The following is a 25,549-nucleotide window of genomic DNA, read 5'->3' as shown; positions in this document are numbered from 1 at the left end:
CCGCCGGCAAGGACCCCCTAGGTCGCCTCTCCGAACATGCGGTCCGAGGTGTCCGTGTGGACCATCCGCCGCAGCGCGGAGAAGATCGCGTCGCCTATGACCGTGCCGACGACCACGCTCTCCACCAGTTCCTCGCGCGCCACGTTGCCCGCCACGTAGTCCAGGTCGGCCCGCGCCACCCGCTCCGCCGCGTCCGCGTAGGTGTCCAGGACCTGCACGAACGAGCCGTGCCCGACCTCGTCGACGGCCGCCAGGGCTACGGCGAGCGCCTCCGAGGCCGGGTTGCCGGGGTCGACCCGCCAGCCGCGGGCCGCGATCAGCGCGGCGACCCGCTTCCGCGCCTCCTCGATCCCGGCGTGCGCCTCGTGGTCGTAGCGCGGCACCAGGCCCGAGGCCACCGTGCCCAGCATCATGTGCACCGAGCGGTCGGGGTCGTCGACCGCGACGATCACCTCGCGGATCGCCGCCACCGACAGCCCGCCCACATCGAGGAGCGCCCGGATCAGGCGGAGGCGCTGCACATGCGTCTCTCCGTACGAGGCCTGGTTGGGGCTCGTCAGTTCCCCGGCCGGCAGCAGTCCCTCCCGTACGTAGAACTTGATCGTCGGGATGGACACCCCGGTCCTGCGACTCAACTCTCCGATGCGCAAAGCGCGTTCACCTTTCTGATGCCGCCTCGGTCTTGCCGACCGACTCCCAATCATAGATAGTGGCGCTATCAGATAGCGGCTAGTGCCACTATCCATACTTTCCCACGGGGGGATACGTATGTCCTTATCGCCCACCGCCGCACCGGTACGGCTCCACCGGCCACTGGTCTGGTTCGCCGCCTCCATGGGCGCACTCGCTCTGGTCGCCGCCGTCGGCATCGCCCTCGACGACCGCATCCTGGTCGGCGTCCCGATCTGGACCAAGCCGTTCAAGTTCTCCGTCTCGTTCGTCGCGTACGCGCTCTCGCTCGCCTGGATGCTGTCCATGCTCCCCCGGGGCCGCCGGGTCGGCTGGTGGGCCGGCATCGTGGTCGCCGCCGCAGGCGCCGCCGAGATGGTGCTCATCACCCTCCAGGTGATCCGCGGCGAGCGGAGTCACTTCAACCAGGCGACGCCCTTCGACAACACCGTCTTCCAACTCATGGGCGCCACCGTCCTCGTACTCTGGCTGGGCGCGCTGGCGATCGCCGTCCTCCTGCTGCGCGCCCGAATCCTCGACCGTGCCATGGCCTGGGCCGTCCGACTGTCCTCGCTGATCGCCCTGGCGGGCGCCGCGGTGGGCTTCCTGATGGTCAGTCCGACCCCGGAGCAACTGGCGGTCGACGAGCCGCCGATCGTGGGCGCCCACGCCGTCGGCGTACCGGACGGGGGCCCGTCGATGCCGGTGACCGGCTGGGCGAGCGACGGCGGCGACCTGCGCATCCCGCACTTCTTCGGCATGCACGCACTCCAGTTGCTGCCGCTGCTCCTGCTCGTCCTCGCCGCCCTCGCACCGCGCTTCATCCGCCTCGGGGACGAACGTGTGCGCCTCCGGCTCACCTTGACGGCCGCCGCCGCGTACACGGCGACATTCGTCCTCCTCACCTGGCAGGCCCTGCGCGGTCAGGCCCTGCTCGCACCGGACGGCGCGACCCTGGCGGGCGCGGGGGCGATCGTCCTGCTGACCGCGGCGTCCGCGACCCTCTCGCTCAGGGGCCGGAGCCCCGAGTCCCGCCGGCCCGAACCCGCCCTGCGTTGACCGGCGGGCGGCTCGCCGACCGGTGTCTGCCGGCACGGAGGCCGCCCACCGTCGGCCGGTCCGTGGGCGGCGCCCCCGGACCGGCCGAGGCCGGCCTCCCCAGCGGTGCCCCTCGCGGCCCCCGCGGTCAGCCCCGCGCCCGTACCGTCGCCAGGACGTCGCGGTCCGGCTGGAGCGTGAGACTGGGGACCGGCAGGACCTCCTCGGTGGTGACGTCCACGTCGTAACGGCGGGCCAGGACCGCGAGGATCAGGACCGCCTCGACGAGGGCGAACCGGGTGCCGAGGCAGACGCGGGGGCCGCCGCCGAAGGGGAACCAGGCGTACTCGGGTATGTCGTCGGCGGGCCGGCCGTCCTGTTCGATCCAGCGCTCGGGGCGGAAGGCCTCCGCGTCGCCGTACCAGCGGGGGTCGCGATGGGTGGCCCACTGGCTCGACCACACGCGGGTTCCGGCGGGGACGGGGGCGCCGCCGAGGGTGGCGCCCTCCTTCGCGAGGCCGGTGATCAGCCAGATCGTGGGGTAGAGCCGGAGGGTCTCCTTGATGACCGCCTGGGTGTAGGTGAGGGAGGCGTAGTCGTCGTGGCCGGGTTCGTGGTCGGCGAGGACCCGGTCGAGTTCCTCGGTGAGGGTGTCACGGACCCGCGGGTTGCGGGAGAGCAGGTACCAGGCCCAGACGAGCGTGGAACTCGTGGTCTCGTGACCGCCGATGTAGAGGGTGACGGTCTCGTCGCGGATCTCCTCGTCGGAGAGGGGCGCCCCGGTCTCGTCGCGGGCGGCGAGCAGGCGGCTCAGGAGGTCGGGGCGCTCGGTGTCGCCGTCACGGTGGCGGGAGACGACGCGGGCGACCTCGGCGTCGATGACGGCGGTGGCGCGCTTGATGCGGGCGCGTCCGGGGGTGGGCAGCCAGTCGGGCAGGACCGCGCCGATGCCGCTGAACTCGGCGCCGATCTCCTTCTGTGCGACGTCCATGGCCTGCCCGATGGCGTCGGCGTCGGCCGCGGTGTCGACGCCGAAGATGGTGCGGACGGCGACGAGTTGGGTGAGGGCGGCCATCTCCTTCTTGATGTCGATGTGCTCCCCGTCGGTCCAGCGGTCGGCGAGGGCCACGGCGCACTCGGACATGGTGGCCGCGTAGGAGCGGACCTGCTTCGGGCGCACGGAGGGCTGCACGAGGGAGCGCTTGCGGCGCCAGTCCGCTCCCTTGGAGACGATCACGCCGTTCCCGAGGAGGGTGCGGAAGGCGATGCCGAGGTCGGGCTGGTCGAAGGTCCGCTCGACCTCGGTGAGGAGTTCGCCGACGGTGTCGGGGTGGGCGATGAAGAGGGAGGGCTTGCGGCCGAAGCGCCAGCGGACGATGTCACCCCGGTCCCGGAGCTGTTCGAAGAAGGCCAGGGGGTTCTTCCCGAAGGCGGGCAGGCTGCCGAGGAGGGGGATGCCGCGGGGGCCGTCGACGACAACCGGAACCGCGGTCGGTGGCTCTTGTGGGGCCTCCGCCCGTGTCTCCGGCGGCTGTTCCGCGCCGTGCTTCCCGGCGGGCGACCGCCCGTCGTCCTGCGCCCCCGTATGCGAATGACCGGCTTGCGTGGTCATGAACGTCCCCTCCCCAACTGGCCTTTCCTGCTTGTGAGTCCATGCAATCGGAACGGCCGGGCGTGCGCCACCCCTGTGGACGACGGCCTGTGGACAACGAGGCCTCGACGAACCCGATATGACCATCGGACACAAGAAGGCCGCGAACGCCCGGAGCCCCGAAAAGGCCCGAGGACACGGAAAAGCCCGAAGACACGGAAAGGCCGAGTGCCCGTGGCGTGGTGGTCACGGGCACTCGGCCGACAGGAAGGGAGCGGGGACCTCAGTGGAGCGGTGTCGTCAGCCCACCGAGCTGTAGGCGACGACACCGCGCAGCAGCGCGTCGACGGCCTTGCGGGCGTTCTTGGCGACGGTGCTGTTCTCCTTGGGCGCCGCCGCCGCGATCTGTCCGAGGACATCGATGACCTGCTTGCACCAGCGGACGAAGTCGCCGGCGGGCATCTCGGCCTCGCGCAGCACCTCGTCGAGGCTCTTGCCGGAGGCCCACTGGTAGGCGGCCCAGGCGAACCCGAGGTCGGGTTCACGCTGGCCGACGCCCTCCGCCTGGTTGATCTTGAATTCCTCTTCGAGGGCGTCGAGGCGGCCCCAGATCCGCACCATCTCGCCGAGCGCCGCCTTGGCGTTTCCGGCGGGCACCTTGGGCGCGACCGCGTCGTCGGACTGCCGCGCCTCGAACACCAGCGCAGAGACGCAGGCGGCCAGTTCGGCCGGGGTCAGGCCCTCCCAGACGCGGTCGCGGAGGCATTCGCTGGCGAGCAGGTCGAGTTCGCCATAGAGCCGGGCGAGCCTCTTGCCGTTCTCCGTGACCTCGTTGCCGCGCAGGTAGTCGAGCTCGGTGAGGAGCGCGACGATCCGGTCGAAGGTGCGCGCGATGGTGTTGGTGCGGCCCTCGATGCGCCGCTCCAGCTGCTGGGTGTCGCGCTGGAGGCGGTGGTAGCGCTCGGCCCAGCGGGCGTGGTCCTCGCGCTCGTCGCAGCCGTGGCAGGGATGGGCGCGGATCTCGGTGCGCAGCCGGGCGATCTCGCGGTCGTCGGCGGCGGCGGAGCGCTGCTTGTGGTGGCGCTCGGGGTTGATGTGTCCGGCCTTGCTGCGCAGGGCGGAGGCGAGGTCGCGGCGGGACTGCGGGGAGCGGGGGTTGAAGGACTTGGGGATCCTCATCCGCTCCAGGGCCTCGACCGGGACGGGGAAGTCGATGGAGGCGAGCCTCTTGACCTGTCGTTCGGCGGTGAGGACGAGGGGGCGGGGGCCGTCGTGGTGCTCGAAGCCACGGTGGTTGTTGGTGCGGCCGGCGGGGATGCCCGGGTCGAGGACGAGGGCGAGTCCGGCGAACTTGCCGGTGGGGACGTGGATGACGTCACCGGGCTTGAGCTTCTCCAGGGACCCGGCGGCCTGGGCGCGGCGCTGGGCGGCGCCCTGGCGGGCCAGTTCGGTCTCGCGGTCCTTGAGGTCGCGGCGGAGCCGCGCGTACTCCTCGAAGTCTCCGAGGTGGCAGGTCATGCCCTCCCGGTAGCCTTCGAGGCCCTCCTCGTTCTTCTGGACCTGCCGGGAGATGCCGACGACGGAGCGGTCCGCCTGGAACTGGGCGAAGGACGTTTCGAGGAGTTCGCGGGAGCGGTGCCGGCCGAAGCCCTCGACGAGGTTGACCGCCATGTTGTACGAGGGCTTGAAGCTGGAGCGCAGCGGGTAGGTGCGCGTGCCGGCGAGGCCGGCGAGGTGGTCGGGGTCGAGGCCGCGCTGCCAGAGGACGACGGCGTGGCCCTCGACGTCGATGCCGCGGCGGCCGGCGCGGCCGGTGAGCTGGGTGTACTCGCCGGGGGTGATGTCGGCGTGCTGCTCGCCGTTCCACTTGACGAGCTTCTCCAGGATGACGGTGCGCGCGGGCATGTTGATGCCGAGGGCGAGCGTCTCGGTGGCGAAGACGGCCTTGACGAGGCCCTTGACGAAGAGGTCCTCGACGACCTCCTTGAAGGTCGGGAGCATGCCGGCGTGGTGGGCGGCGATGCCGCGCTCCAGCGCTTCGAGCCATTCGTAGTAGCCGAGGACGTGGAGGTCCTCGGTGGGGATGGCGGCGGTGCGCGCCTCGACGATCTCGCGGACGCGACGGCGTCCCTCGTCGTCGTTGAGGCGGAGTCCGGCGTAGAGGCACTGCTGGACGGCGGCCTCGCAGCCGGCGCGGCTGAAGATGAAGGTGATGGCGGGCAGGAGCCCTTCCGCGTCGAGGCGCTCGATGACCTCGGGGCGGCCGGGGGTCCAGATGCGGGAGCGCTGGCGGCGCTCGCGCTCGCGGTCGGCCTCGCGGACCATCTTGCCGCGGCGCCGGTCGCGCGGGTTGTACGTGCGCGTGTTCTCGGTGCGGGCGAGGCGCTGGAGGTCGGGGTTGACCTCGCGGCGGGAGGCGCCGCGGCCGCCGTGGTCGGTCTCCTCCTCGAAGAGGTCGTACATCCGGCGTCCGGCGAGGACGTGCTGCCAGAGGGGGACGGGCCGGCTCTCGGAGACGATGACCTCGGTGTCGCCGCGGACGGTGTCGAGCCAGTCGCCGAACTCCTCGGCGTTGGAGACGGTCGCGGAGAGTGAGACGAGGGTGACCGATTCGGGGAGGTGGATGATCACTTCCTCCCAGACGGCGCCGCGGAAGCGGTCGGAGAGGTAGTGGACCTCGTCCATGACCACGTAGCCGAGGCCGGAGAGGGCCTGGGATCCCGCGTAGAGCATGTTGCGGAGGACTTCGGTGGTCATGACCACGATCGGCGCGTCGCCGTTGACGCTGTTGTCGCCGGTGAGCAGGCCGACCTTGTCGTTGCCGTAGCGGCGGACGAGGTCGGCGTACTTCTGGTTCGACAGCGCCTTGATCGGGGTCGTGTAGAAGCACTTGCGGCCCTGGCTCAGGGCGAGGTGGACGGCGAACTCGCCGACGATGGTCTTGCCGGAGCCCGTGGGCGCGGCGACGAGCACGCCCTTGCCCGCTTCGAGGGCCCGGCATGCCTCGATCTGGAAGGGGTCCAGACCGAACTCGTACATCTCGCGGAAGGGGGCCAGCGCGGTGGCCGCCTCGGCGTTGCGGGCGAGGGCGGCCGCGTACGCCTGGGCAGGTGTGAGGTCCTCTGTCATCTTGTTCTCGAGCCTACCCGCCGCCTGTGACAGTGACGCGATCTTTATCGAGGGGATGTGGAGGGCCGGGCTCCGGGCCCCGGCGGGTGCGCCGGAACGCGAGGACCCCGCCGCGGGGTGGCGGCGGGGTCCTCGCGTTCCGGATGGTGCCCGGGGGCCCGCACGTGTGCGGCTCCGGGTGCCGGGTCAGGTGATGTCGTCGTACCCGTGGGCGCGGTGGACGCCGGAGCCGCCGGGTTCGCCGGTGGCCTGCTCGGGCAGGGCCCGGGCGGCGCCGACCGGCTCGATCGTTCCGACGGACTCCGGGTGGAGGTCCAGCACCGAGGCCTCGTCGTCGTCGAGCTCGGCGTCGGGGTCGGCGCGCCGCCGTCGCCGGTCGTTGAGGAGGGAGAAGCCGACGGCACCGAAGTACAGGATGGTGACGGGTCCCGCGAGGGCGATCATGCCGACGGGGTCGGTGGTCGGGGTGATGACGGCGCCGAAGATGAAGACGCCCATGATCACGCCGCGCCACCAGCCGGCCATGCGGCGGCCGGTGAGGACACCGGTCATGTTGAGCATCACCAGGACGAGCGGCAGCTCGAAGGCGAGGCCGAAGACGAGCACCATGCGCAGAGTGAAGTCGAGGACGTCAGCGAGCGAGAGGAGGTTCTGGGCCCCGGCGGGCGTGAGGCTGATGAGGACCTTCACGCTGATGGGGAGGATCTTGTACGCGAGGTAGGCACCGGCGGCGAAGAGCGGTACGGCCGCGCCGACGAAGGCGTACGTGTACTTCTTCTCGCTCTTGTGCAGTCCGGGCGCGATGAACGCCCACAGCTGGTAGAGCCACACGGGGCTCGCGACGACGAGGCCGACGGTCAGCGAGATCTGGATCGTCGTGCTGAACGGAGCCGTCAGGGTGGTGAAGGTGACCTCGGCGCAGTTGCCGCCGCTGCTCTTGACGCCCGGTGGACACTTGGGCACCGACTTGGCCAGGAACTGCAGCAGCTCCTCGCTGTACACGAGGGCGACGATCGTCACCGCGACGATGGCGAGGAGACCCTTCGCCAGTCGGTTGCGGAGTTCACGCAGGTGCTCCACGAGGGGCATCCGGCCCTCGGGATCTTTGTCCTGCTTGCGGGCAGACTTGGGCAACCCACGTCCTCATCTCATGCGGCAGGCCGCCGCCCGGTGCGACGGCCGCGGCGGACCGGGTCAGCGCTTGGTGGTGTCCGAGGGCTCGGTCACGGGACGCGCGCTGGTCACGTCGCCGGGAGCGGCCTGGATGGTGCGCGGGGCGGGTTCCGGGGCGGCGGCGGTGCCGGTCCCGGCCTGCGGCGGGTCGGCGGGGGCGGTCTGCTGGTCGTCCGACTTCATCGCCTTGGCCTCGCTCTTGAGGATGCGGGCGGACTTGCCGAGCGAGCGCGCCATGTCCGGGAGCTTCTTGGCGCCGAACAGCAGGATGATGACGACGAGGATGAGAATGATCTCGGTGGGGCCGAGCCTACCCATAGCTGTTTACCTTCTTCACCGAGGCGACATGGAGTGCGTGCCCGGCGGGTCGGACATGCGTCCGGCCACCGCGCTGTCTGCGATCGTAACCCGCAGGAGTAAACGCAGGGCAATGCCCTTGCATACTCCCGATTGCGTCGTACGTGCCCGGTTCGGGGCCATGTCACGCAGGGTACGGCACGGGTCAGCGCAGGGAGTCGCCCGTGCGGGCCAGACCGACGGCGGCCGTTTCGAGGTCTTCCGCGGCGCGGTTGATCCGTTCCGTGGTGTGGGCCACTTGACGGCCGAGGCGCTGGACCTCGACGAAGACCCTGACGGCGAGGACGCCGAGGACGGCGATGCCGAGGAATCCGAGGGCGATGGCGAGCATGGGCCAGAACATGTGCAGAGCCTAGACGCTGGCCGCGGCGCGCCGGACGGCCGGGCGCGGCTCGGACGGTGGCGTGGAGGACATCAGACGGTGGTGTGGAGCCGCAGGGTCCGGACGCCGCCGCCGGTGAGGAGTTCCACGATGCGCTCGCCGGCGGGCTTGCGGACGGCGCTGCCGCACGCAGGGCAGGTGAAGGAGTAGAAGGTGGTGCGGCGGCTGGCGCCGATGGCGAGGCGCAGGGCGTTCGCGGAGAGTTCGCAGCGGGAGCGGCAGTCGGGGCAGGCGGCCTTGAAGAGGACCGGGGCGATCGTCGCCGTAAGATCGTGCATCACGGACATTTCCCTCATCTCTCTGCTCCCGTACCCCGCGCGGCGCGCGGAGCGCGGCACGTACGTCCGCAGGCTCGGCTCCGGTGTCCGTTCCTGCTCCGGCGTGTCGGGCCGGCGTCCACCCCGGTCCCCGCACGGGCGACCTCACCGGTGATCGCACCGGTCGTCGCACCCGTCACGCCGCCGGCCGTCGGCCGGCCCCCCTGTCTGTCACGGCGTCCCCCGGGCGGGGAACGTCACGCGTCCTCGTACGCGGCGAGCGCGGCGGCGGCCGCGGCCCTGGCGTTGTCGGCGAGTTCCCGCGGCTCGGCGATCCGCCCGTCGCTGCCCAGGCGCAGCCCGAGCCGGCGCAGCGAGGCCGGGTCGGGGGTGCGGAGGGTGATCCGCAGTCCGCCGTCCGGCAGCTCCTCGGCCCGGTCGTGCGGGTAGTACTCGGCGACCCAGCGCCCGCCGGGGCCGACCTCGACGACCACCTCGGGGTCGTCGGCGGAGGGCTGGACCAGCCCGGCGGAGAGGTCGCGCAGTTCGAGCTCCGGCGGCGCGGCGTGCTCGTCGAGGATGCGGATCTCGGCCACGCGGTCGAGCCGGAAGGTGCGGCGCGCCTCGGAGAGCCGGCACCACGCCTCCATGTAGGTGTGGCCGACGGCGAAGAGCCGGATCGGGTCGACCTCGCGCTCGGTGAGCTCGTCGCGGGCGGGCGAGTAGTAGCGGACCCAGAGGCGACGGCGCTCGGAGATCGCCCGGTCGACCTCGGCGAAGACCCCGCCCTCGGACTCGAAGGTGACGGAGAGCCGGGAGCTGGCCCCGGCGGCCTCGCCGGCCGCGGCCTCCAGCTTGGCCGTGGCGCGCAGCAGCGCCTCGCGGTCGCTCTCCCGGAGCCCGGGGAGGGTGGCGACGGCGCGGGCGGCGACCAGGAGGGCGGTGGCCTCGTCGGCGGCGAGCCGCAGCGGCGCGGCGACGTCGTCCGGGTTGTGCCACCAGATCCGGTCGCCGTCGGTGTCGATGTCGAGGAGGTCCCCGCCGCGGAAGCTGGTGCCGCACATGGGCAGCACGTCCAGGTCGGAGATCAGCTCGTCCTCGGTGATCCCGAAGGCGCGAGCGACGTCGGCGACGTGCGCGCCGGGGCGCTCACGGAGATAGGTGACCAGCGAGAGCATCCGCCTCGTCTGGTCGATCGCGTTGGCAGCCATGCGGTACGTCTCCCCCTCAGCCCTTGGCGACGGCGCGCAGCCGGTCCACCACGTCGGCCCGCAGATCGGCCGGTTCCAGTACGACGACGTCGGGTCCGAACTCGACGAGCCAGGCGTCGAGGCCGTGCCCGTACGGGATCTCGAGCTCGTCCCAGCCGTCGGTGCCCTCGGTCACGGACTGGGCGCGGGCGCGCAGCGGGTAGCCGCAGCCGGTGCGCAGCCGGATCCGGGCGGAGCGGGTGGCGGTCTCGCCGGCCCAGCTCTCCACGGTCTCGCGGACGGTGACGACGTCGGGCACGGGCGCGGTGAAGGCGCCGGCCCGGGAGCGGACCTTGCCGGTGATGCGGGAGAGCCGGAAGACGCGCTCGGCGCCGCGGTCGCGGTCCCAGCCGGCCAGGTACCAGTGGCCGCGCCAGCATTCGAGGGTCCAGGGCTCGACCTGGCGGGCCTCGGGGCGGGCGGCGTTGGCCTTGCGGTAGTCGAAGGCGACGGGCCTGCGGTCGCGGCAGGCCAGCATGAGCGGTTCGAAGGCGGTCTCGTGGACGGGGATCCGCGGTTCGAGGGCGCTGGGCTGGGTGTCGTACGAGTCCTCCGCCTCGGGCATGCCGGCGGCGCGGAGCTTCTGCAGGGCGCCGCTGGCCGCGCCGGCGAGGCGGGCCTGCTGCCAGACCTTGGCGGCGAGGCCGAGCGCGGCGGCCTCCTCGGCGTCCAGGGTGATGGCGGGCAGCCGGTTGGAGTCGCGGCGGGCGAGGTAGCCGGTCTCGCCCTCCAGGTTCTCGACGGTCTCGATGACGAGGCCGAGCTCGCGGAGGTCGTCCTTGTCACGCTCGAACATGCGGTTGAAGGCGTCGTCGCCGCTCGCTTCGAGGTAGGCCTCGATGGAGCCGCGGAGTTCCCGCTTGCTCAGCGGCCGGCGTGTCCCGAGCAGGCACAGCGCGAGATTCATCAGCCGCTCGGACTTGGCAATCGCCATCGACGCCCCGCACCCCTTCGCCGTTCCACTTCTCGGACGTCCGACCGTACCGCCCCGGGGTGTCGGGACCAAAGCGGGGACCGGAGGGCGGACCGCGGACGGGATGCGGCGGGTTGGCTGCGGCGGGCCCGGTCCCCGGCTCGCTGGGGTCCGGCGGTGCCCGGAGCACGGCCGAGGGCCCCCGCCGTGGATGGCGGGGGCCCTCGGTGCGACCGGAACCGGTCGGGGTGGTGCGGGTCAGCGCTTGGTGACGCCGACGAGGTCGCAGACGAAGATCAGCGTCTCGCCCGGGGCGATCTTGCCGCCCGCGCCGCGGTCGCCGTAGGCGAGGTGCGCGGGGATGACCAGCTGACGGCGACCGCCGACCTTCATGCCCTGCACGCCCTTGTCCCAGCCCTGGATGACCTGGCCGGCGCCGAGGTTGAAGTCGAGCGGGACGCCGCGGTTCCAGGAGGCGTCGAACTCCTCGCCGGAGTCGAAGGACACACCGACGTAGTGGACCTTCACGAAGTCACCGGCTTCGGCGAGTTCGCCGTCGCCCTCCCAGATGTCCTTGATCTCCAGGTCCTTCGGCGGCTCGCCACCCGGGAAGTCGATCTCGGGCTTCTCGATGCTCACTGAACTGCTCCTCATGCTGATGAACTGCGTGATCGGGACAGTCTTACACCTTCGTCAGGATGTCCACGGCGAACACCAGGGTGGAGTTCTTGGGAATGCCCTGCTGCTCCTTGTCGCCGAACGCCTCGGCCGGCGGGGCGACGATGAGGACGCGGCTGCCGACCGTCTTGCCGACGAGGCCGTCCTTGAGGCCCTTCAGCGTGAGGTTGGCGAGCGGGAAGTTCGCGGGCTTGCCCGTGGTGTACGTCGAGTCGAAGACCTTGCCGTCCTTCCACAGGGAGGCGACGTAGTTCACGACGACGGTGTCGGTGGCCTTGACGGCCTCGCCCTTGGCCTCGAGCACGTAGTTCGAGACGAGCTTGGTCGGCGGGTCGACCTTGGGGATCGTCAGCGTGGGGGCCTTGCCGTCGGTGTTCGTCCCGACCTTCGGCAGGTCCTTGTTGTCCTGCGCGACCGGGGTGCCGGTGGCGGACTTGGGGATCGTGACGGCCTTCAGGATGTCCACGACGAAGACGAGGGTGGCGTTGGGCTTGATGCTGGGGGGCGAGCCCTTCTCGCCGTAGCCGAGCTCCGGCGGGATGCCGACCTCGATGCGGCTGCCGACCTTCTGTCCTTCGAGGGCCTGCTCCCAGCCCTTGATGACCTGGCCCTCCCCCAGCGTGACGCTGAAGGGCTGGCCGCGGTCGAAGCTGTTGTCGAAGGGGGTGGTGGAGTCCCAGGCCTGACCCAGGTAGTTCACCGAGAGGGCGTCGCCCTTCTTCGTCTCGGCGCCCTTGCCCTCGCTGATGACGTTGACCTTGAGTTCCTTGGGCGGGTCGCCCTCGCCCTTGGCGAGGGTCGGCTTCTCGCCGAACTTGGCCCCCGCGGTGATGGCGGGCAGCCCGTTCGTCATCGAAGCGGAATCGGAGCCCTTGTCGTCGCTGCCGCAGGCTGCTGTGGAGAGCAGCAGCAGCGGCACGACGAGAAGGCCGGCAAGTCGGCGCACGTGTTCCTCAGATCTCAGACGGCACAGTAGTTGTCCCGACACTCTAGGGGACCCCTCTGCCACGTCGAGGGCCCCGCACGCCAAACGTGCGGGGCCCCAGCGCCGATCCGACCGTCCTACATTCCGGCGATCAGCTTTTCGACGCGGTCGTCGACCGAGCGGAACGGGTCCTTGCACAACACCGTGCGCTGCGCCTGGTCGTTCAGCTTGAGGTGCACCCAGTCGACGGTGAAGTCCCGTCGCTGCTCCTGGGCGCGGCGGATGAAGTCACCGCGGAGGCGGGCCCTGGTGGTCTGCGGGGGCACCGACTTGCCCTCGAAGATCTTCAGGTCGTTGCAGATCCGGGCCGCCTGGCCGTTCTTCTGCAGCAGGTAGTAGAGACCACGACGGCGGTGGATGTCGTGGTAGGCGAGGTCTATCTGCGCGACCCTCGGGTTCGACATGGTCATGTTGTGCTTGGCCCGGTAGCGCTCGATGAGCCGGTGCTTCATCACCCAGTCGATCTCGGTCTCGATCCGGTCGAGGCGCTCGCTCTCGATGGCGTCGAGCGTACGGCCCCACAGCTCCAGGACCTGGGCCACGGTGCCGTTCCGGATCCCCCGGCGGTCGACGAAGTCGACGGCCTTCTCGTAGTACTCGCGCTGGACCTCCAGGGCGGAGGCCTCACGGCCGCTGGCGAGCCGGACCTTGCGCTGGCCGGTGATGTCGTGGCTGACCTCGCGGATGGCCCGGATCGGGTTCTCCAGGGTCAGGTCGCGCATCACCGTGCCGGCCTCGATCATGCGGAGCACCAGGTCGGTGGCGCCGACCTTGAGGAGCATGGTCGTCTCGGACATGTTCGAGTCGCCGACGATGACGTGGAGCCGGCGGTAGCGCTCGGCGTCGGCGTGCGGCTCGTCACGGGTGTTGATGATGGGGCGGGAGCGGGTGGTCGCGGAGCTGACGCCCTCCCAGATGTGCTCGGCACGCTGGGAGACGCAGAACACCGCGCCGCGCGGGGTCTGGAGGACCTTTCCCGCGCCGCAGATCAGCTGGCGGGTGACCAGGAACGGAATGAGGATGTCCGCCAGCCGGGAGAACTCGCCGTGGCGGGCGACGAGATAGTTCTCGTGGCAGCCGTAGGAGTTTCCGGCCGAGTCGGTGTTGTTCTTGAAGAGGTAGACGTCGCCCGCGATTCCCTCCTCGTGCAGGCGGCGTTCGGCGTCGACGAGCAGGCCCTCGAGAATGCGCTCGCCGGCCTTGTCGTGGGTGACCAGTTCGGTCACGTTGTCGCATTCCGGTGTGGCGTATTCCGGATGCGATCCCACGTCCAGGTACAGGCGGGCGCCGTTCCGCAGGAAGACATTGCTGCTGCGGCCCCATGACACGACACGGCGGAAGAGGTAGCGCGCCACTTCGTCAGGAGACAGTCGGCGCTGTCCCCTGAACGTGCACGTGACGCCGTACTCGTTCTCCAGCCCGAAAATGCGGCGGTCCATGACTGAACATTACGCCTGACGGCCTGTGCTGAAACCGGGTTGGGCGTCCCCGTTTCGATCATTTTCCGATCAGTGCGTGTTCTTTTCCGTGTGTACGGCGGTGGGGGCGCCCGTGCCGACGGCGTGTCGCGGCTCGGCCGCGGGGGCCACGGGGGCCGTGGGCACGTGCAGGACGCGCCCGGTGGCGAGCAGGACCAGGAGGGCCACCAGGCCGCCCGCGCCGGCGACGGCGAATCCGGCGACCGTCCCGGCGAGTTCGACGGCGGGGCCCGCCACGGCGGAGCCGAGGGCCGAGCCGACGCCGAAGGTGGTGACGAGCCAGGAGAAGGCCTCGGTGACCGTGCCGCGCGGAGCGTGCCGGTCCACCACGATGAAGGCGCAGGCGAGCACGGGGGCCAGGAAGACGCCCGCGAGGGCCGCGAGGCAGGCCATCGCGACCGGGCCGGGGGTCAGCACCAGCGGCAGGTAGCAGACGGCGAGGAGCAGCACCAGGACGCGGAGCCGCCGCTCGGGGGCCCCGGACCACTCGCGGGCGCCGTAGGTGACGCCGCCGAGGAGCGCGCCGAGGCCCAGGGCGGCCATCAGCCAGCCGTAGACGGACGGGGTGCCCCGGTCGTCGGCGTAGGCGACGGCGGCGACGGTGATGGAGCCGAGGGCGAGGCCGACGAAGAAGAACGACCCGAGGAGGGCGAGGAGGCCCGGGGAGCGCAGGGCGCCGAGCCAGTGGGCCTCCCGGGGCGCGGAGCGCCAGGCCCGGGAGGGCGCGGAGAGGACGACGGCGAGGGCGCCGAGGACGCCCAGGAGGTTGACGGTGAGCAGGGCGGCGGCGGGCGACCAGAGGGAGACCAGGAGGGTCAGCAGCAGCGGGCCGACGGTGAACATGACCTCCTGCGCGACGGCGTCCATGGCGTACGCGCGGTGGACCCGGTCCTCACGGCCGAGGACGCTGGGCCAGAGGGCCCGCAGTCCGCCCTCCAGGGGCGGGGTGAAGAGCCCGGCGACGACGACGGCCACGTAGGCGAGGCCGAGGTGGCCGATGCCGGCGAGGGCCAGCAGGACCATGCCGAGGGCGGAGACGACGGCGGCGGGCAGCTGGACGCGGGGCTGGCCCTTGAGGTCGACGGCGCGGCCGAGGAGGGGCTGGCCGATGGCCGTGGCGACCCCGTAGGCGGCGATGAGACCGCCGGCGAGGGTGTAGCTGCCGCCCTGGTCGCGGACGTACAGGGTGAGCGCGATGGGGCCGACGCCGTTGGGCAGGCGCCCGACGAGGGTGCCGGCGAGGAGCCGGGCCGCGTGCGGCGCCCGGAGTATGTCGAGATAGCCGCCTCGCGCCGGGGCTTCGGTGGCCATGTGGTCTCCCCTCGCCTCGGACCCTGCCGAGGTTTTACGTATAACTTCCGAGGTCATACGTACCATGTCGGCAGCGCGCGGGTCCACCCCGCGGCCAGTGAGCGGTCCGCGGACCGCCCTACGCGGAGGCTTGTGTGCAGACCCCGGAGCCGCTCGGCGGCAGCCGCCCGACCAGCCGGGACGTCGCTCGGATCGCGGGCGTCTCCCAGGCCACCGTCTCCCTCGTCCTGGGCGACAAGTGGCGCGGACGTGTGTCCGAACGCACCGCGGAGTCGGTCCGCGGGGCGGCCAGGGAGCTCGGCTACCGGCCCAACCTCGCCGCCCGCAATCTGCGCCTCGGCCGCACCCGGACCGCCATGCTCGTCGTCCCGGCCCTCACCAACGAGTTCTTCGCGCACGTCTACACGGGTGCCGCGGCGGCGGCGTCCCGGCACGGCTTCGGCGTCGTGCTCTACCCCTCCCCCGACGGCCTGGGGCCCGCGCGGGACCCGTTCGCCTCGGCGCAGGCCGCCCTGGACGGCGTCATCGCCTCCTCGATGGCCGCCGGCGCCCTGGAGGCCTTCCGGGGCAGCGACCTGCCGCTCGTCATGCTCGACAGCGACCCGGCCGAGGCGGGCGCCGCCGCCCATGTGAACCTCGACGTCGCCGACGGCATGCGCCGGGTGACCGGGCACCTGCTCGGCCTGGGCCACCGCCGCTTCCTGCACCTGGCGTCCGCGGCCCCGTCCTGGACCTTCGACGTGCGGGCCGCCACGCTCGCCCACGCCCTGAGCGGGGCGGAGGTGCGCACCGTGCGCGCGCCGCTGAACGTCGCGGACGCATGGGAGGCGGCGCGCCGGGCGCTCGCCGCGCCGGGGCCCCGGCCGACGGCGGTGGTCTGCGACGACGACATCCTCGCGGTCGGCGTCTGCAAGGCGGCCCGGGGACTCGGTCTGCGGGTCCCGGAGGACCTGTCGGTCACCGGTTTCGACGACATGGCGCTGGCGACGGTGGTGGAGCCGGAGCTCACCACGGTCCGGCTGCCCGCCGAGGAGTTCGGCCGGCGGGGCATGGAGGCGCTCCTCGCCGTCCTGGCGGGCGGCACGCCGGGCCCGGACACCCTGCCCGTCTCCCTGGTCGCCCGAGGCTCCTCGGGCCCCGCACCGGCCTCCTGAACCGCGCCCGGACACCACCGGAGCGGCCGGGCACACCGGAGCACCGCACACCCCGGACGGCCGGACACGCCAAGGGCCCCGGTTCGCATCTGCGGACCGGGGCCCCTCCGGTTGTCGGCGACTACTCCTCGGGCGCCTCGTCCGACGGCTCGTCGGTCTTCGTCACCGCGGCGTCGTCGGCCTCCAGGAGGCGCGACAGCTGCCTGCCGACGATCCGCTTGAACTTGCGCTGCTGCGGCCGTGTGCGGTCCAGGACGGCCACCTCCAGGCGCTCCGCGGGGATCTCCCGCTCGGTGCCGTTGGTGTCGCGCGAGAGGGCCTGCACGGCCAGCCTCAGGGCCTCGGCCAGGGACATGCCGTCCCGGTGCCGCTGGTCCAGGAAGGAGCTGATCTGCTCGGCGTTGCCGCCGACCGCGACCGAGCCGTGCTCGTCCACGATCGAGCCGTCGTGCGGCAGCCGGTAGATCTGGTCGCCCGAGGGCTCGGTGCCGACCTCGGCGACGACCAGCTCCACCTCGTACGGCTTCTCCCCCGCGCTGGAGAAGATGGTGCCCAGCGTCTGGGCGTAGACGTTGGCCAGGCCGCGCGCGGTGACGTCGTCCCGGTCGTAGGTGTAGCCCCGCAGGTCGGCGTAGCGCACGCCGCCGATGCGGAGGTTCTCGTACTCGTTGTACTTGCCGGCGGCGGCGAAGCCGATCCGGTCGTAGATCTCGCTGAACTTGTGCAGCGCGCGGGACGGGTTCTCACCGACGAAGACGATCCCGTCGGTGTACTGGAGGACGACGAGGCTGCGGCCTCGGGCGATGCCCTTGCGGGCGTACTCCGCCCGGTCGGCCATGGCCTGCTGGGGTGAGACGTAGAACGGAGTGGACACCGGCGGTCCGTCCCTTTCTTCTGGGCTTCAGGGGCGACGAGTGATCAGAGCAGGGCGGCGCGGGGCCCGTCGGGCTGCTCCAGCCGCCGCTCGGTGACCGACCGGGCCAGCGCGGAGGACTCCTCCTCCGTGAGCCTGCGGTAGCCCTCGTCCGTGATGACCGTGACGATCGGGAAGATCCGGCGTGCCATGTCCGGACCACCGGTCGCGGAGTCGTCGTCCGCCGCGTCGTAGAGCGCCTGCACGACCAGCGTGGTGGCCTGCTGCTCGGTCAGGTCGGGCCGGTAGAGCTTCTTCATCGCGCCGCGCGCGAAGATCGAGCCGGAGCCGGTGGCGGCGAACCCGTGCTCCTCGGAGCGGCCGCCGGTGACGTCGTAGGAGAAGATCCGGCCCTTCTCCTTGCCCTCGTCCCAGCCCGCGAAGAGCGGCACGACGGCCAGTCCCTGCATGGCCATGCCGAGGTTGCCCCGGATCATGGTGGAGAGGCGGTTGGCCTTGCCCTCCAGGGAGAGCGTGACGCCCTCCACCTTCTCGAAGTGCTCCAGCTCCAGCTGGAAGAGCTTGACCATCTCCACGGCGAGGCCGGCGGTACCGGCGATGCCCACGGCGGAGTACTCGTCGGCGGGAAAGACCTTCTCGATGTCCCGCTGCGCGATCATGTTGCCCATGGTGGCCCGTCGGTCACCGGCGAGCACGACCCCGCCGGGGAACGTGGCCGCCACGATGGTCGTCCCGTGCGGGGCCTCGACGACCCCTTCGGGGAGCTTGCGCCCGCCCGGCAGCCGATCCGGCGAGTGGTCCGCCAGGAAGTCGATGAAGGAGGACGAGCCCGGCGTCAGGAAGGCCGCCGGCAGACGCCCGGTGCTACGAGGGTTGGCTTCCACGCGATTCCTTCCGGGTGGGAGAATCGGCCCGCCGTGGGAAGCGCCGGCCGATCTTGCTTGCTGTGCACGGACCTTACCCGTGCCACCGCTTGTCATCCGTCCCCGGGCCCGCGGCTTTCGCCGGGGCTCCGGGGACGGGGACGACAGACGCGCTGTGCGGCTACTCGCCGCCCTTCTGCACGAACGACCGGACGAAGTCCTCGGCGTTCTCCTCCAGGACGTCGTCGATCTCGTCCAGGACGGAGTCCACGTCCTCGCTCAGCTTCTCCTGACGCTCCTGGAGGTCGGAGCTCGCCTCCGTGGTGGTCTCCTCGACCTCCTCCGTGGAACGCGTCGCCTTCTGCTGTCCGCCGCCGCTGTCCTTGGTCGCCATATCCCTCACCCCGCTCGAATCGGCCCGCTCGGTTGAGTCCGTACAAGATCAGACCCTATAGGGCGGGTCCTGTTTCGGCCCCGCAGTTTCGACAACGCCCGGGCACTGTTTCCATGATTCCCAGTACGGGGCATTTCAGGCCCCCGGAGGGCCTCCGATCAGCCGCCGGACAGCACTCGCACCAGTTCCTCGGCGGTCCTGCACCGGTCCAGGAGCGACTGCACATGGGCCTTGGTGCCCCGCAGCGGCTCCATGGTCGGGACGCGCTGGAGCGAGTCGCGGCCGGGCAGGTCGAAGATCACCGAGTCCCAGGAGGCCGCGGCGACGTCGTCGGCGTACTGCTCCAGACAGCGGCCCCGGAAGTAGGCCCTGGTGTCCTCCGGGGGCGCCGTCTGCGCGCGCGTCACCTCGGTCTCGTCCAGGAGCCGCTTCATGCGTCCGCGGGCCACCAGACGGTTGTAGAGGCCCTTCTCGGGGCGTACGTCCGCGTACTGGAGGTCCACGAGGTGCAGCCGGGCGGCGTCCCAGTCCAGGTCGTCCCGCCGCCGGTAGCCCTCCATGAGCTCCCGCTTGGCGATCCAGTCGAGCTCGCCGGCCAGGCTCATGGGGTTGTTCTCGAGCCGGTTGAGCGTGTCCTCCCAGCGGACCAGGACGTCCTTGGTCTGCTCGTCGGCGTCCGCGCCGTACCGCTCCTCCACGTACTTCCTGGCCAGCTCGAAGTACTCCATCTGGAGCTGGACCGCGGTCAGGGTCCGGCCGCTGCGGAGCGAGACCAGGTACTGGAGGGTCGGGTCGTGCGAGACCTGGTGGAGGGTCCGTACGGGCTGGTCGAGGGCGAGGTCCACGGTGATGAAACCGTCCTCGATCATCGAGAGGACCAGGGCCGTGGTGCCGAGCTTGAGGTAGGTGGAGATCTCGGAGAGGTTGGCGTCGCCGATGATCACGTGCAGCCGGCGGTACCGCTCCGCGTCCGCGTGCGGTTCGTCGCGGGTGTTGATGATGGGCCGCTTGAGGGTGGTCTCCAGGCCGACCTCGACCTCGAAGTAGTCGGCGCGCTGGCTGATCTGGAAGCCGTGCTCCCGGCCGTCCTGGCCGATGCCGACCCGTCCCGCGCCGGTCACGACCTGGCGTGAGACGAAGAAGGGAGTCAGGTGGCGCACAATGTCCGAGAAGGGGGTCTCCCGCTTCATCAGGTAGTTCTCGTGCGTGCCGTAGGAGGCGCCCTTGTTGTCGGTGTTGTTCTTGTAGAGGTGGATCGGCTGGGCCCCGGGGAGCTGGGCGGCGCGCACGGCCGCCTCCGCCATGATCCGCTCGCCGGCCTTGTCCCAGAGGACGGCGTCGCGCGGATTGGTGATCTCGGGCGAGCTGTACTCGGGGTGGGCGTGGTCCACGTAGAGGCGGGCCCCGTTGGTGAGGATCACGTTGGCGAGGCCGATGTCCTCGTCGGTGAGCTGGCTGGAGTCGGCGACCTCGCGGGCGAGGTCGAAGCCGCGGGCGTCCCGCAGCGGGTTCTCCTCCTCGAAGTCCCAGCGGGCGCGGCGCGCCCGGTGCATCGCCGCCGCGTAGGCGTTGACGATCTGGGACGAGGTGAGCATGGCATTGGCGTTCGGGTGTCCCGGGACGGAGATCCCGTACTCCGTCTCGATGCCCATTACTCGCCGTACGGTCATGCGGCCCTCCTTGCCCGGCGTCGCTCACAGTGCGCGACTCGGCGTTACCGAAGAGCCTAGAGCGGCTCCGCGCTGGTGGGGAGATCGATTGCGTATTTCCCTGCGGTGCCGGGGGAAATGCTGGATGGAATGCGACGGCTGCGGATGCCCGGTTTCCGGACATCCGCAGCCGGGGGCGTTTCTAGAGGTACTGACCGGTATTGGCCACCGTGTCGATGGAGCGTCCGGTGTCCGCGCCCTGCTTTCCGGTGACGAGGGTGCGGATGAACACGATCCGCTCGCCCTTCTTTCCGGAGATCCGGGCCCAGTCGTCGGGGTTGGTGGTGTTGGGCAGGTCCTCGTTCTCCTTGAACTCGTCCACGCACGCCTGGAGGAGGTGGGAGACCCGGATGCCCTTCTGGTTGTGGTCGAGGAAGGCCTTGATGGCCATCTTCTTGGCCCGGTCCACGATGTTCTGGATCATCGCTCCGGAGTTGAAGTCCTTGAAGTAGAGGACTTCCTTGTCGCCGTTGGCGTACGTCACTTCGAGGAAGCGGTTCTCCTCGGATTCGGCGTACATCTGCTCGACGACGGACTGGATCATTCCGTGGGCGGCCGCCGCCTTGGATCCGCTGTGCTCGGAGATGTCGTCCGTGTGCAGCGGCAGGGTGGCGGTGAGGTACTTCGCGAAGATGTCCTTCGCCGCCTCGGCGTCCGGACGCTCGATCTTGATCTTGACGTCGAGCCGGCCGGGCCGCAGGATCGCGGGGTCGATCATGTCCTCGCGGTTGGAGGCGCCGATGACGATGACGTTCTCCAGGCCCTCCACACCGTCGATCTCGGCGAGCAGCTGGGGGACGATGGTGTTCTCCACGTCCGAGCTGACACCGGATCCGCGGGTGCGGAAGAGGGATTCCATCTCGTCGAAGAAGACGATGACGGGGGTGCCCTCGCTCGCCTTCTCCCGGGCACGCTGGAAGACGAGGCGGATGTGCCGCTCGGTCTCGCCGACGTACTTGTTGAGGAGCTCGGGGCCCTTGATGTTGAGGAAGTAGGACTTCCCCGCGGGCTGGCCGGTCACCTCGGCGACCTTCTTGGCCAGGGAGTTGGCCACGGCCTTCGCGATCAGCGTCTTGCCGCAGCCGGGCGGGCCGTAGAGCAGGATTCCCTTGGGCGGGCGGAGTTCGTGCTCCTTGAAGAGGTCCGGGTGGAGGTACGGAAGCTCGACCGCGTCCCTGATCAGCTCGATCTGGTTGCCCAGGCCGCCGATCTTCTCGTAGTCGACGTCCGGGACCTCTTCCAGAACGAGCTCTTCGACCTCGCTCTTGGGGACCACCTCGTACACGTAGCCGGAGCGGGAGTCGAGCAGCAGGGCGTCGCCGGGGCGGATGGTGACGTCCAGCAGAGGCTCGGCGAGCCTCACCACCCGCTCCTCGTCGGTGTGCCCGACCACCAGGGCCCGCTCGCCGTCCTCGAGGATCTCCTTGAGGGTGACGATGTCCCCGGCGCGCTCGAACTCCATGGCCTCGACCACGTTGAGCGCTTCGTTGAGCATGACTTCCTGGCCGCGCTTGAGCTCTTCGAGCTCGATGCTCGGGCTGACGTTCACCCGGAGCTTGCGGCCCCCGGTGAAGATGTCGCACGTGCCGTCCTCGTTCGCCTGCAGGAAGACACCGAAGCCGGCCGGCGGCTGTGCGAGCCGGTCGACCTCCTCCTTGAGGGCCACGATCTGGTCGCGGGCCTCACGGAGCGTGTTCGCCAGTCTTTCGTTCTGCGCGGACACACCGGCCAGGCTGGTCTGCAGCTCAACAATCCGCTCTTCGAGAATCCTCGTGTGTCGCGGAGAGTCGGCGAGCTTGCGGCGCAGGACGGCGATTTCCTGCTCGAGATAGGCAACCTGACCGGCGGGGTCCTCAGACCCTCGCCCCGGCCGGATGCCGCGGTTGATGTCGTCGTCGTGGGCTGCCACGGTCCTCACCTCCTCCAAGGGGAGCTGGACGCTTCCTGACCCTACCTGCGTGGGTGGTGATTGAAACCCCTAGATCAAAAAGACTCCGAGGTGTGTCCGATCTTCACCCTTGCGCTTCCCCTGTCGACAGGGGAATACCCACCCTGCGCTGGTTGAAAGCGGGCGGTTGTATCGTCGTATGGGGCCAACACCCTTCGGAGGCGGCCCGACTTGTCCGCGAGAAGCAGCAGAAGCAGAAACGGCGGGAGATATGACCGTGCAGCACGAGGCTCCGTCCACGGGTGCCGAGGAGGCGCTGGAGGTCTGGATCGACCAGGACCTGTGCACCGGGGACGGTATCTGCGCGCAGTACGCTCCCGAGGTCTTCGAGCTGGACATCGACGGGCTCGCTTATGTGAAGAGCGAGGACGACGAGCTGCTCCAGGAGGTCGGCGCGACGACGCCGGTCCCGCTGACGCTGCTCCAGGACGTGGTGGACTCCGCGAAGGAGTGCCCGGGCGACTGCATCCATGTGCGCCGGGTCGCGGACCGGGTCGAGGTGTACGGCCCCGACGCCGAGTGACGGGTCAGGCGCTGCGCGCCTCGGCCTGACCGGTGCGGACGAAGGAGCCGCCCTTCCAGTACCAGCTGACCTGCTCCTTCTCGTCGGGGCAGCAGCTGGGGACGTCGGGGGACGAGTAGCCGAGCAGGGTGGCCCGCACCGCTCCGTCGCGTACGGAGAACCCGGTGACGGTCTTCAGGTCCTCGGGTGCCACGAGGGTGGCGACCACGCGCGCGGGTGCGCCGGGCTGCCGGCCCCGGGTGAGGACGTAGACGCCGCTCGGGGGTGTGCCGGAGCCCGCTTCGCAGTGCACGACCGCAACGGTCTCCGGCTTCCCGTCCCCGTCGAGGTCCCCGGAGGCGCGGGCGGCGACCTTGTGGGGCGCTCCCCCGCAGTCCAGCGGGTACGTGACGCCGGCGGCCTGGGGCGCGGTCCCCAAGAGCGAGGTCGAAGAGCTCGTTCTGGAAGAGGTCCCGGACGTCGACTACGAGAAGATCGGCGGCCTGGGGCGCGGTGGCGGTGGCGGGGCCGGGCTGGAACAGGCCCGCGAGGGCGACGACCGCGGCGGTCGCGGTGGCGGTGGCCAGCCAGTGGCCCGGCCGGGCGTGGGTGTGTGCGAGGTCCGCGAGGTCCGGAGCGGCGGAGGGCTGCACGCGAGACGTCTCCTGAGGGGTGGTGCGGAGGGTTTCCGGCATCGTGCCACACGTCACAGGGGGACGGAACCGTCGGGGTCGGCCCGCCCGGCTGCCGGGGGCCGTCGAACATGAGGACGCCGCCGCCGAGTTCTCCCGGCGGGCGGGGAACTCGGCGGCGGCGTGCCGTGGGTGTCGGGACGTCAGCCCTTGTTGGGGCCTTCGTAGTCCTCGCCGTAGGCGCCCTTGGCGGGGCGGCGGCGGCGCATCGGGGGCTCGACGCCGTCCGCGAGGCGGCGGGCGGTGACGAGGAAGCCGGTGTGTCCGATCATGCGGTGGTCGGGGCGGACGGCGAGGCCCTCGACGTGCCAGTTGCGGATCATGGACTCCCAGGGCTGCGGCTCGGCGTAGCAGCCGAACTCGCGGATGGACTCCACGGTGCGGGCGAGCTGGGTGGTGGTCGCCACGTAGCAGCAGAGGATGCCGCCGGGGACGAGGGCCTTGGAGACGGCCTCCAGGCACTCCCAGGGGGCGAGCATGTCCAGGATGACGCGGTCGACGTCGGTGTCGGAGAGGTTGTCCTGGAGGTCGCCGACGGTCAGCTGCCACGCGGGGTGGGGTCCGCCGAAGTAGCGCTCGACGTTGCCCTTCGCGATCTCGGCGAAGTCCTCGCGGCGCTCGTAGGAGTGCAGCATGCCGCTGTCCCCGATGGCGCGCAGGAGGAAGCTGCTCAGCGAGCCCGAGCCCACTCCCGCTTCCACGACGCGGGCGCCGGGGAAGATGTCGGCGAAGGCCAGGATCTGCCCCGCGTCCTTGGGGTAGACCACGGCGGCGCCGCGGGGCATGGACAGGACGTAGTCGGGGAGCAGGGGGCGCAGCGCGAGGTAGGCGACGTTTCCGGTGGTGCGGACAACGCTGCCCTCGGGGGCGCCGATCAGTTCGTCGTGCGGGAAAGAACCCTTGTGGGTGTGGAAGTTCTTTCCCTCTTCGAGCGTGAACGTGTAGTGACGGCCCTTGGGGTCGGTCAGCTGAACCTGGTCCCCGACCTTGAAGGGCCCGCGTCGGCGGGCGGCACCGGTCGGTTCGGACATGTGACCAGAGTACAAGGACTACGACGAGGGTCGTGCCATGGCCCGGACGAAGGCCCGTTCGACGTCGGTGGTGGAGAGGACGCCGTAGATGGCGCCGGTCTCCTCGACGACGAGGTACTCGGTGGCGGGGCTGGCGCGGAGGTGGTCGAGGAGGGGCTGGCCGGTGAGTTCGGCGGGGACGCGCATGCCGTCGGTGAGGTCCTGGACGAGGGTGCTGACGGCGACCCAGGGGCGGCGGTGCTCGGGGACGGCGGCGATGGCGGCCTCGCGGACGATGCCGGTGGGCTCGCCGTCGGGGTCGACGGCGACGAGGGCGCGGGCGCCGGCGGCGTTGGCGCGGCGGAGGGCCTCGGAGAGCGGGGTGGCGGGTTCGACGGGGATGGCGCGGCGGGTGAGGCTGCGGGCGCGGAGCTCGGGGAGGTGCTCGCGGAGCCTGGCCATGCGGAGGCTGTTGCCGGCGCCGGTCCAGATGATGGCGGCGAGGATCGCGGCGAGCAGGGCGTCGGTGACGGTGTTGAGGCCGCTGATGTCGTCGGTGGAGTTGCCCAGGAGACCGGTACGGGTGAGCAGGGGCAGTCCGACGAGGACGAGGACGGCGAGGGCGCGGCCGACCCAGGCGGCGGCGATGGTGCCGCTCATGGGCTTGCCGGTGATCTTCCAGACGACGGCGCGGAGCATCCGGCCGCCGTCGAGCGGGAGGCCGGGGAGCAGGTTGAAGATCGCGACGATGAGGTTGGAGATCATCAGGCCGGCGAGGAGGACGCCGGGGACGGTGCCGGGCTCGACGGCGTACAGGGAGAGGTAGAACACGCCGGCGAGGACGAGGGAGAGCAGGGGGCCGACGAAGGCGAGGACGAACTCGCGGCCGGGGGTCTCGGTCTCCTTCTCGATCTCGGAGACGCCGCCGAAGAACTGGAGCTGGATGCGGCGCACCGGGAGCTTGAAGCGGAGCGCGGCGATGGTGTGGGCCAGTTCGTGGACGAGTACGGAGGCGTAGAAGGCGACGGCGAAGAAGAGGGAGACGAGGTAGCGGGCCGCGCCGAGTTCGGGCAGCACGCGTTCGATCTGGTCGCCGAAGACCCAGGTGATGAGGGCGGCGACGAGGAACCAGCTGGGGGCGACGTAGACGGGCACGCCGAAGGGTCGTCCCATGAGGATCCCGCCGCCGGGA

At 70.9% G+C, this 25,549-nt stretch carries 23 protein-coding genes and 2 pseudogenes; 3 read left to right on the top strand and 22 right to left on the bottom strand.

Going from position 1 to position 25,549, the window contains the following annotated elements:
* Window positions 1-17: 17 nt before the first annotated feature.
* Window positions 18-650 carry a MerR family transcriptional regulator gene (locus EAO70_RS24085; protein ID WP_148004874.1) on the bottom strand — a complete coding sequence of 211 codons (633 nt, stop codon included), beginning with the start codon at window positions 648-650 and terminating at the stop codon, window positions 18-20.
* A 184-nt stretch (window positions 651-834) separates the two neighbouring features.
* Between EAO70_RS24085 and EAO70_RS24080 the strand changes: the two genes are divergently transcribed.
* Window positions 835-1,728 carry a hypothetical protein gene (locus tag EAO70_RS24080; protein WP_148005324.1) on the top strand — a complete coding sequence of 298 codons (894 nt, stop codon included), beginning with the start codon at window positions 835-837 and terminating at the stop codon, window positions 1,726-1,728.
* A 127-nt stretch (window positions 1,729-1,855) separates the two neighbouring features.
* Here EAO70_RS24080 and EAO70_RS24075 read toward each other — a convergent pair whose 3' ends face one another.
* The 12 genes from EAO70_RS24075 to EAO70_RS24020 form a co-directional block, all read right to left on the bottom strand.
* A complete protein-coding gene (locus EAO70_RS24075) occupies window positions 1,856-3,319 on the bottom strand; it encodes a cytochrome P450 (RefSeq protein WP_261993002.1) in 1,464 nt (487 codons plus the stop codon).
* 279 nt (window positions 3,320-3,598) lie between these two features.
* The gene (locus tag EAO70_RS24070) at window positions 3,599-6,427 is read right to left on the bottom strand and encodes a DEAD/DEAH box helicase (RefSeq protein WP_148004873.1); all 2,829 of its coding nucleotides are present in this window, start codon (window positions 6,425-6,427) and stop codon (window positions 3,599-3,601) included.
* A 186-nt stretch (window positions 6,428-6,613) separates the two neighbouring features.
* Window positions 6,614-7,516 (bottom strand): twin-arginine translocase subunit TatC, encoded by a 903-nt coding sequence (gene tatC / locus EAO70_RS24065; protein WP_187284036.1) that lies wholly within the window; start codon window positions 7,514-7,516, stop codon window positions 6,614-6,616.
* Window positions 7,517-7,621: 105 nt separating this feature from the next.
* Window positions 7,622-7,918, bottom strand: a complete 297-nt coding sequence (tatA, locus tag EAO70_RS24060; protein WP_148004871.1) for a Sec-independent protein translocase subunit TatA — start codon at window positions 7,916-7,918, stop codon at window positions 7,622-7,624.
* 184 nt (window positions 7,919-8,102) lie between these two features.
* Window positions 8,103-8,300: a hypothetical protein gene (locus tag EAO70_RS24055; RefSeq protein ID WP_148004870.1), complete on the bottom strand. Its 198-nt coding sequence runs from the start codon at window positions 8,298-8,300 to the stop codon at window positions 8,103-8,105.
* 71 nt (window positions 8,301-8,371) lie between these two features.
* A complete protein-coding gene (locus EAO70_RS24050; protein WP_148004869.1) occupies window positions 8,372-8,635 on the bottom strand; it encodes a hypothetical protein in 264 nt (87 codons plus the stop codon).
* Between the two features lie 218 nt (window positions 8,636-8,853).
* Window positions 8,854-9,807 (bottom strand): helix-turn-helix transcriptional regulator, encoded by a 954-nt coding sequence (locus EAO70_RS24045; RefSeq protein ID WP_148004868.1) that lies wholly within the window; start codon window positions 9,805-9,807, stop codon window positions 8,854-8,856.
* Between the two features lie 16 nt (window positions 9,808-9,823).
* Window positions 9,824-10,780: a helix-turn-helix transcriptional regulator gene (locus tag EAO70_RS24040; RefSeq protein WP_148004867.1), complete on the bottom strand. Its 957-nt coding sequence runs from the start codon at window positions 10,778-10,780 to the stop codon at window positions 9,824-9,826.
* Between the two features lie 237 nt (window positions 10,781-11,017).
* Window positions 11,018-11,398, bottom strand: a complete 381-nt coding sequence (locus EAO70_RS24035) for an FKBP-type peptidyl-prolyl cis-trans isomerase (protein ID WP_148004866.1) — start codon at window positions 11,396-11,398, stop codon at window positions 11,018-11,020.
* A gap of 43 nt (window positions 11,399-11,441) precedes the next feature.
* Window positions 11,442-12,383, bottom strand: coding sequence for an FKBP-type peptidyl-prolyl cis-trans isomerase (locus tag EAO70_RS24030; protein ID WP_148004865.1), 942 nt, complete (start codon window positions 12,381-12,383; stop codon window positions 11,442-11,444).
* 116 nt (window positions 12,384-12,499) lie between these two features.
* A complete protein-coding gene (gene pafA, locus EAO70_RS24025) occupies window positions 12,500-13,861 on the bottom strand; it encodes a Pup--protein ligase (RefSeq protein ID WP_056566373.1) in 1,362 nt (453 codons plus the stop codon).
* A 69-nt stretch (window positions 13,862-13,930) separates the two neighbouring features.
* On the bottom strand, window positions 13,931-15,211 hold the full coding sequence (locus tag EAO70_RS24020) for an MFS transporter (RefSeq protein WP_148004864.1): 1,281 nt from the start codon (window positions 15,209-15,211) through the stop codon (window positions 13,931-13,933).
* Between the two features lie 134 nt (window positions 15,212-15,345).
* Here EAO70_RS24020 and EAO70_RS24015 point away from each other — a divergent pair, with 134 nt between their 5' ends.
* Entirely contained in the window at window positions 15,346-16,365 is a 1,020-nt protein-coding gene (locus EAO70_RS24015; protein WP_148004863.1) for a LacI family DNA-binding transcriptional regulator, read from the top strand.
* Window positions 16,366-16,486: 121 nt separating this feature from the next.
* On the opposite strand, the gene prcA is transcribed toward EAO70_RS24015, so the two are convergent.
* From prcA to arc, 5 genes are all read right to left on the bottom strand, one after another.
* Window positions 16,487-17,239, bottom strand: coding sequence for a proteasome subunit alpha (prcA, locus tag EAO70_RS24010; RefSeq protein WP_148004862.1), 753 nt, complete (start codon window positions 17,237-17,239; stop codon window positions 16,487-16,489).
* 44 nt (window positions 17,240-17,283) lie between these two features.
* A complete protein-coding gene (prcB, locus tag EAO70_RS24005; RefSeq protein WP_148004861.1) occupies window positions 17,284-18,123 on the bottom strand; it encodes a proteasome subunit beta in 840 nt (279 codons plus the stop codon).
* Between the two features lie 160 nt (window positions 18,124-18,283).
* On the bottom strand, window positions 18,284-18,496 hold the full coding sequence (locus tag EAO70_RS24000; RefSeq protein ID WP_187283998.1) for a ubiquitin-like protein Pup: 213 nt from the start codon (window positions 18,494-18,496) through the stop codon (window positions 18,284-18,286).
* A gap of 158 nt (window positions 18,497-18,654) precedes the next feature.
* The gene (gene dop / locus EAO70_RS23995) at window positions 18,655-20,166 is read right to left on the bottom strand and encodes a depupylase/deamidase Dop (RefSeq protein WP_148004859.1); all 1,512 of its coding nucleotides are present in this window, start codon (window positions 20,164-20,166) and stop codon (window positions 18,655-18,657) included.
* A gap of 181 nt (window positions 20,167-20,347) precedes the next feature.
* Window positions 20,348-22,114 (bottom strand): proteasome ATPase, encoded by a 1,767-nt coding sequence (gene arc / locus EAO70_RS23990; protein ID WP_148004858.1) that lies wholly within the window; start codon window positions 22,112-22,114, stop codon window positions 20,348-20,350.
* Window positions 22,115-22,364: 250 nt separating this feature from the next.
* Here arc and EAO70_RS23985 point away from each other — a divergent pair, with 250 nt between their 5' ends.
* Complete coding sequence (locus tag EAO70_RS23985; protein ID WP_148004857.1) at window positions 22,365-22,676, top strand: ferredoxin; 312 nt, start codon at window positions 22,365-22,367, stop codon at window positions 22,674-22,676.
* Window positions 22,677-22,680: 4 nt separating this feature from the next.
* Here the strand turns inward: EAO70_RS23985 and EAO70_RS23980 are convergent.
* From EAO70_RS23980 to EAO70_RS23965, 4 genes and pseudogenes are all read right to left on the bottom strand, one after another.
* Window positions 22,681-23,076: pseudogene (locus tag EAO70_RS23980) on the bottom strand (hypothetical protein); the annotation flags it as partial.
* A gap of 88 nt (window positions 23,077-23,164) precedes the next feature.
* Window positions 23,165-23,350: pseudogene (locus EAO70_RS40450) on the bottom strand (hypothetical protein); the annotation flags it as partial.
* A 140-nt stretch (window positions 23,351-23,490) separates the two neighbouring features.
* Window positions 23,491-24,378, bottom strand: a complete 888-nt coding sequence (locus EAO70_RS23970; RefSeq protein ID WP_015032448.1) for a tRNA (adenine-N1)-methyltransferase — start codon at window positions 24,376-24,378, stop codon at window positions 23,491-23,493.
* A gap of 18 nt (window positions 24,379-24,396) precedes the next feature.
* On the bottom strand, window positions 24,397-25,530 hold the full coding sequence (locus EAO70_RS23965) for a site-2 protease family protein (RefSeq protein ID WP_315986246.1): 1,134 nt from the start codon (window positions 25,528-25,530) through the stop codon (window positions 24,397-24,399).
* Window positions 25,531-25,549 lie beyond the last annotated feature (19 nt).

The organism is Streptomyces sp. adm13(2018), assembly GCF_008042145.1.
Classification (GTDB): Bacteria; Actinomycetota; Actinomycetes; order Streptomycetales; family Streptomycetaceae; genus Streptomyces.
Note: the sequence above shows the minus strand (reverse complement) of the source record. Positions and strands in the feature narration are given on the sequence as shown.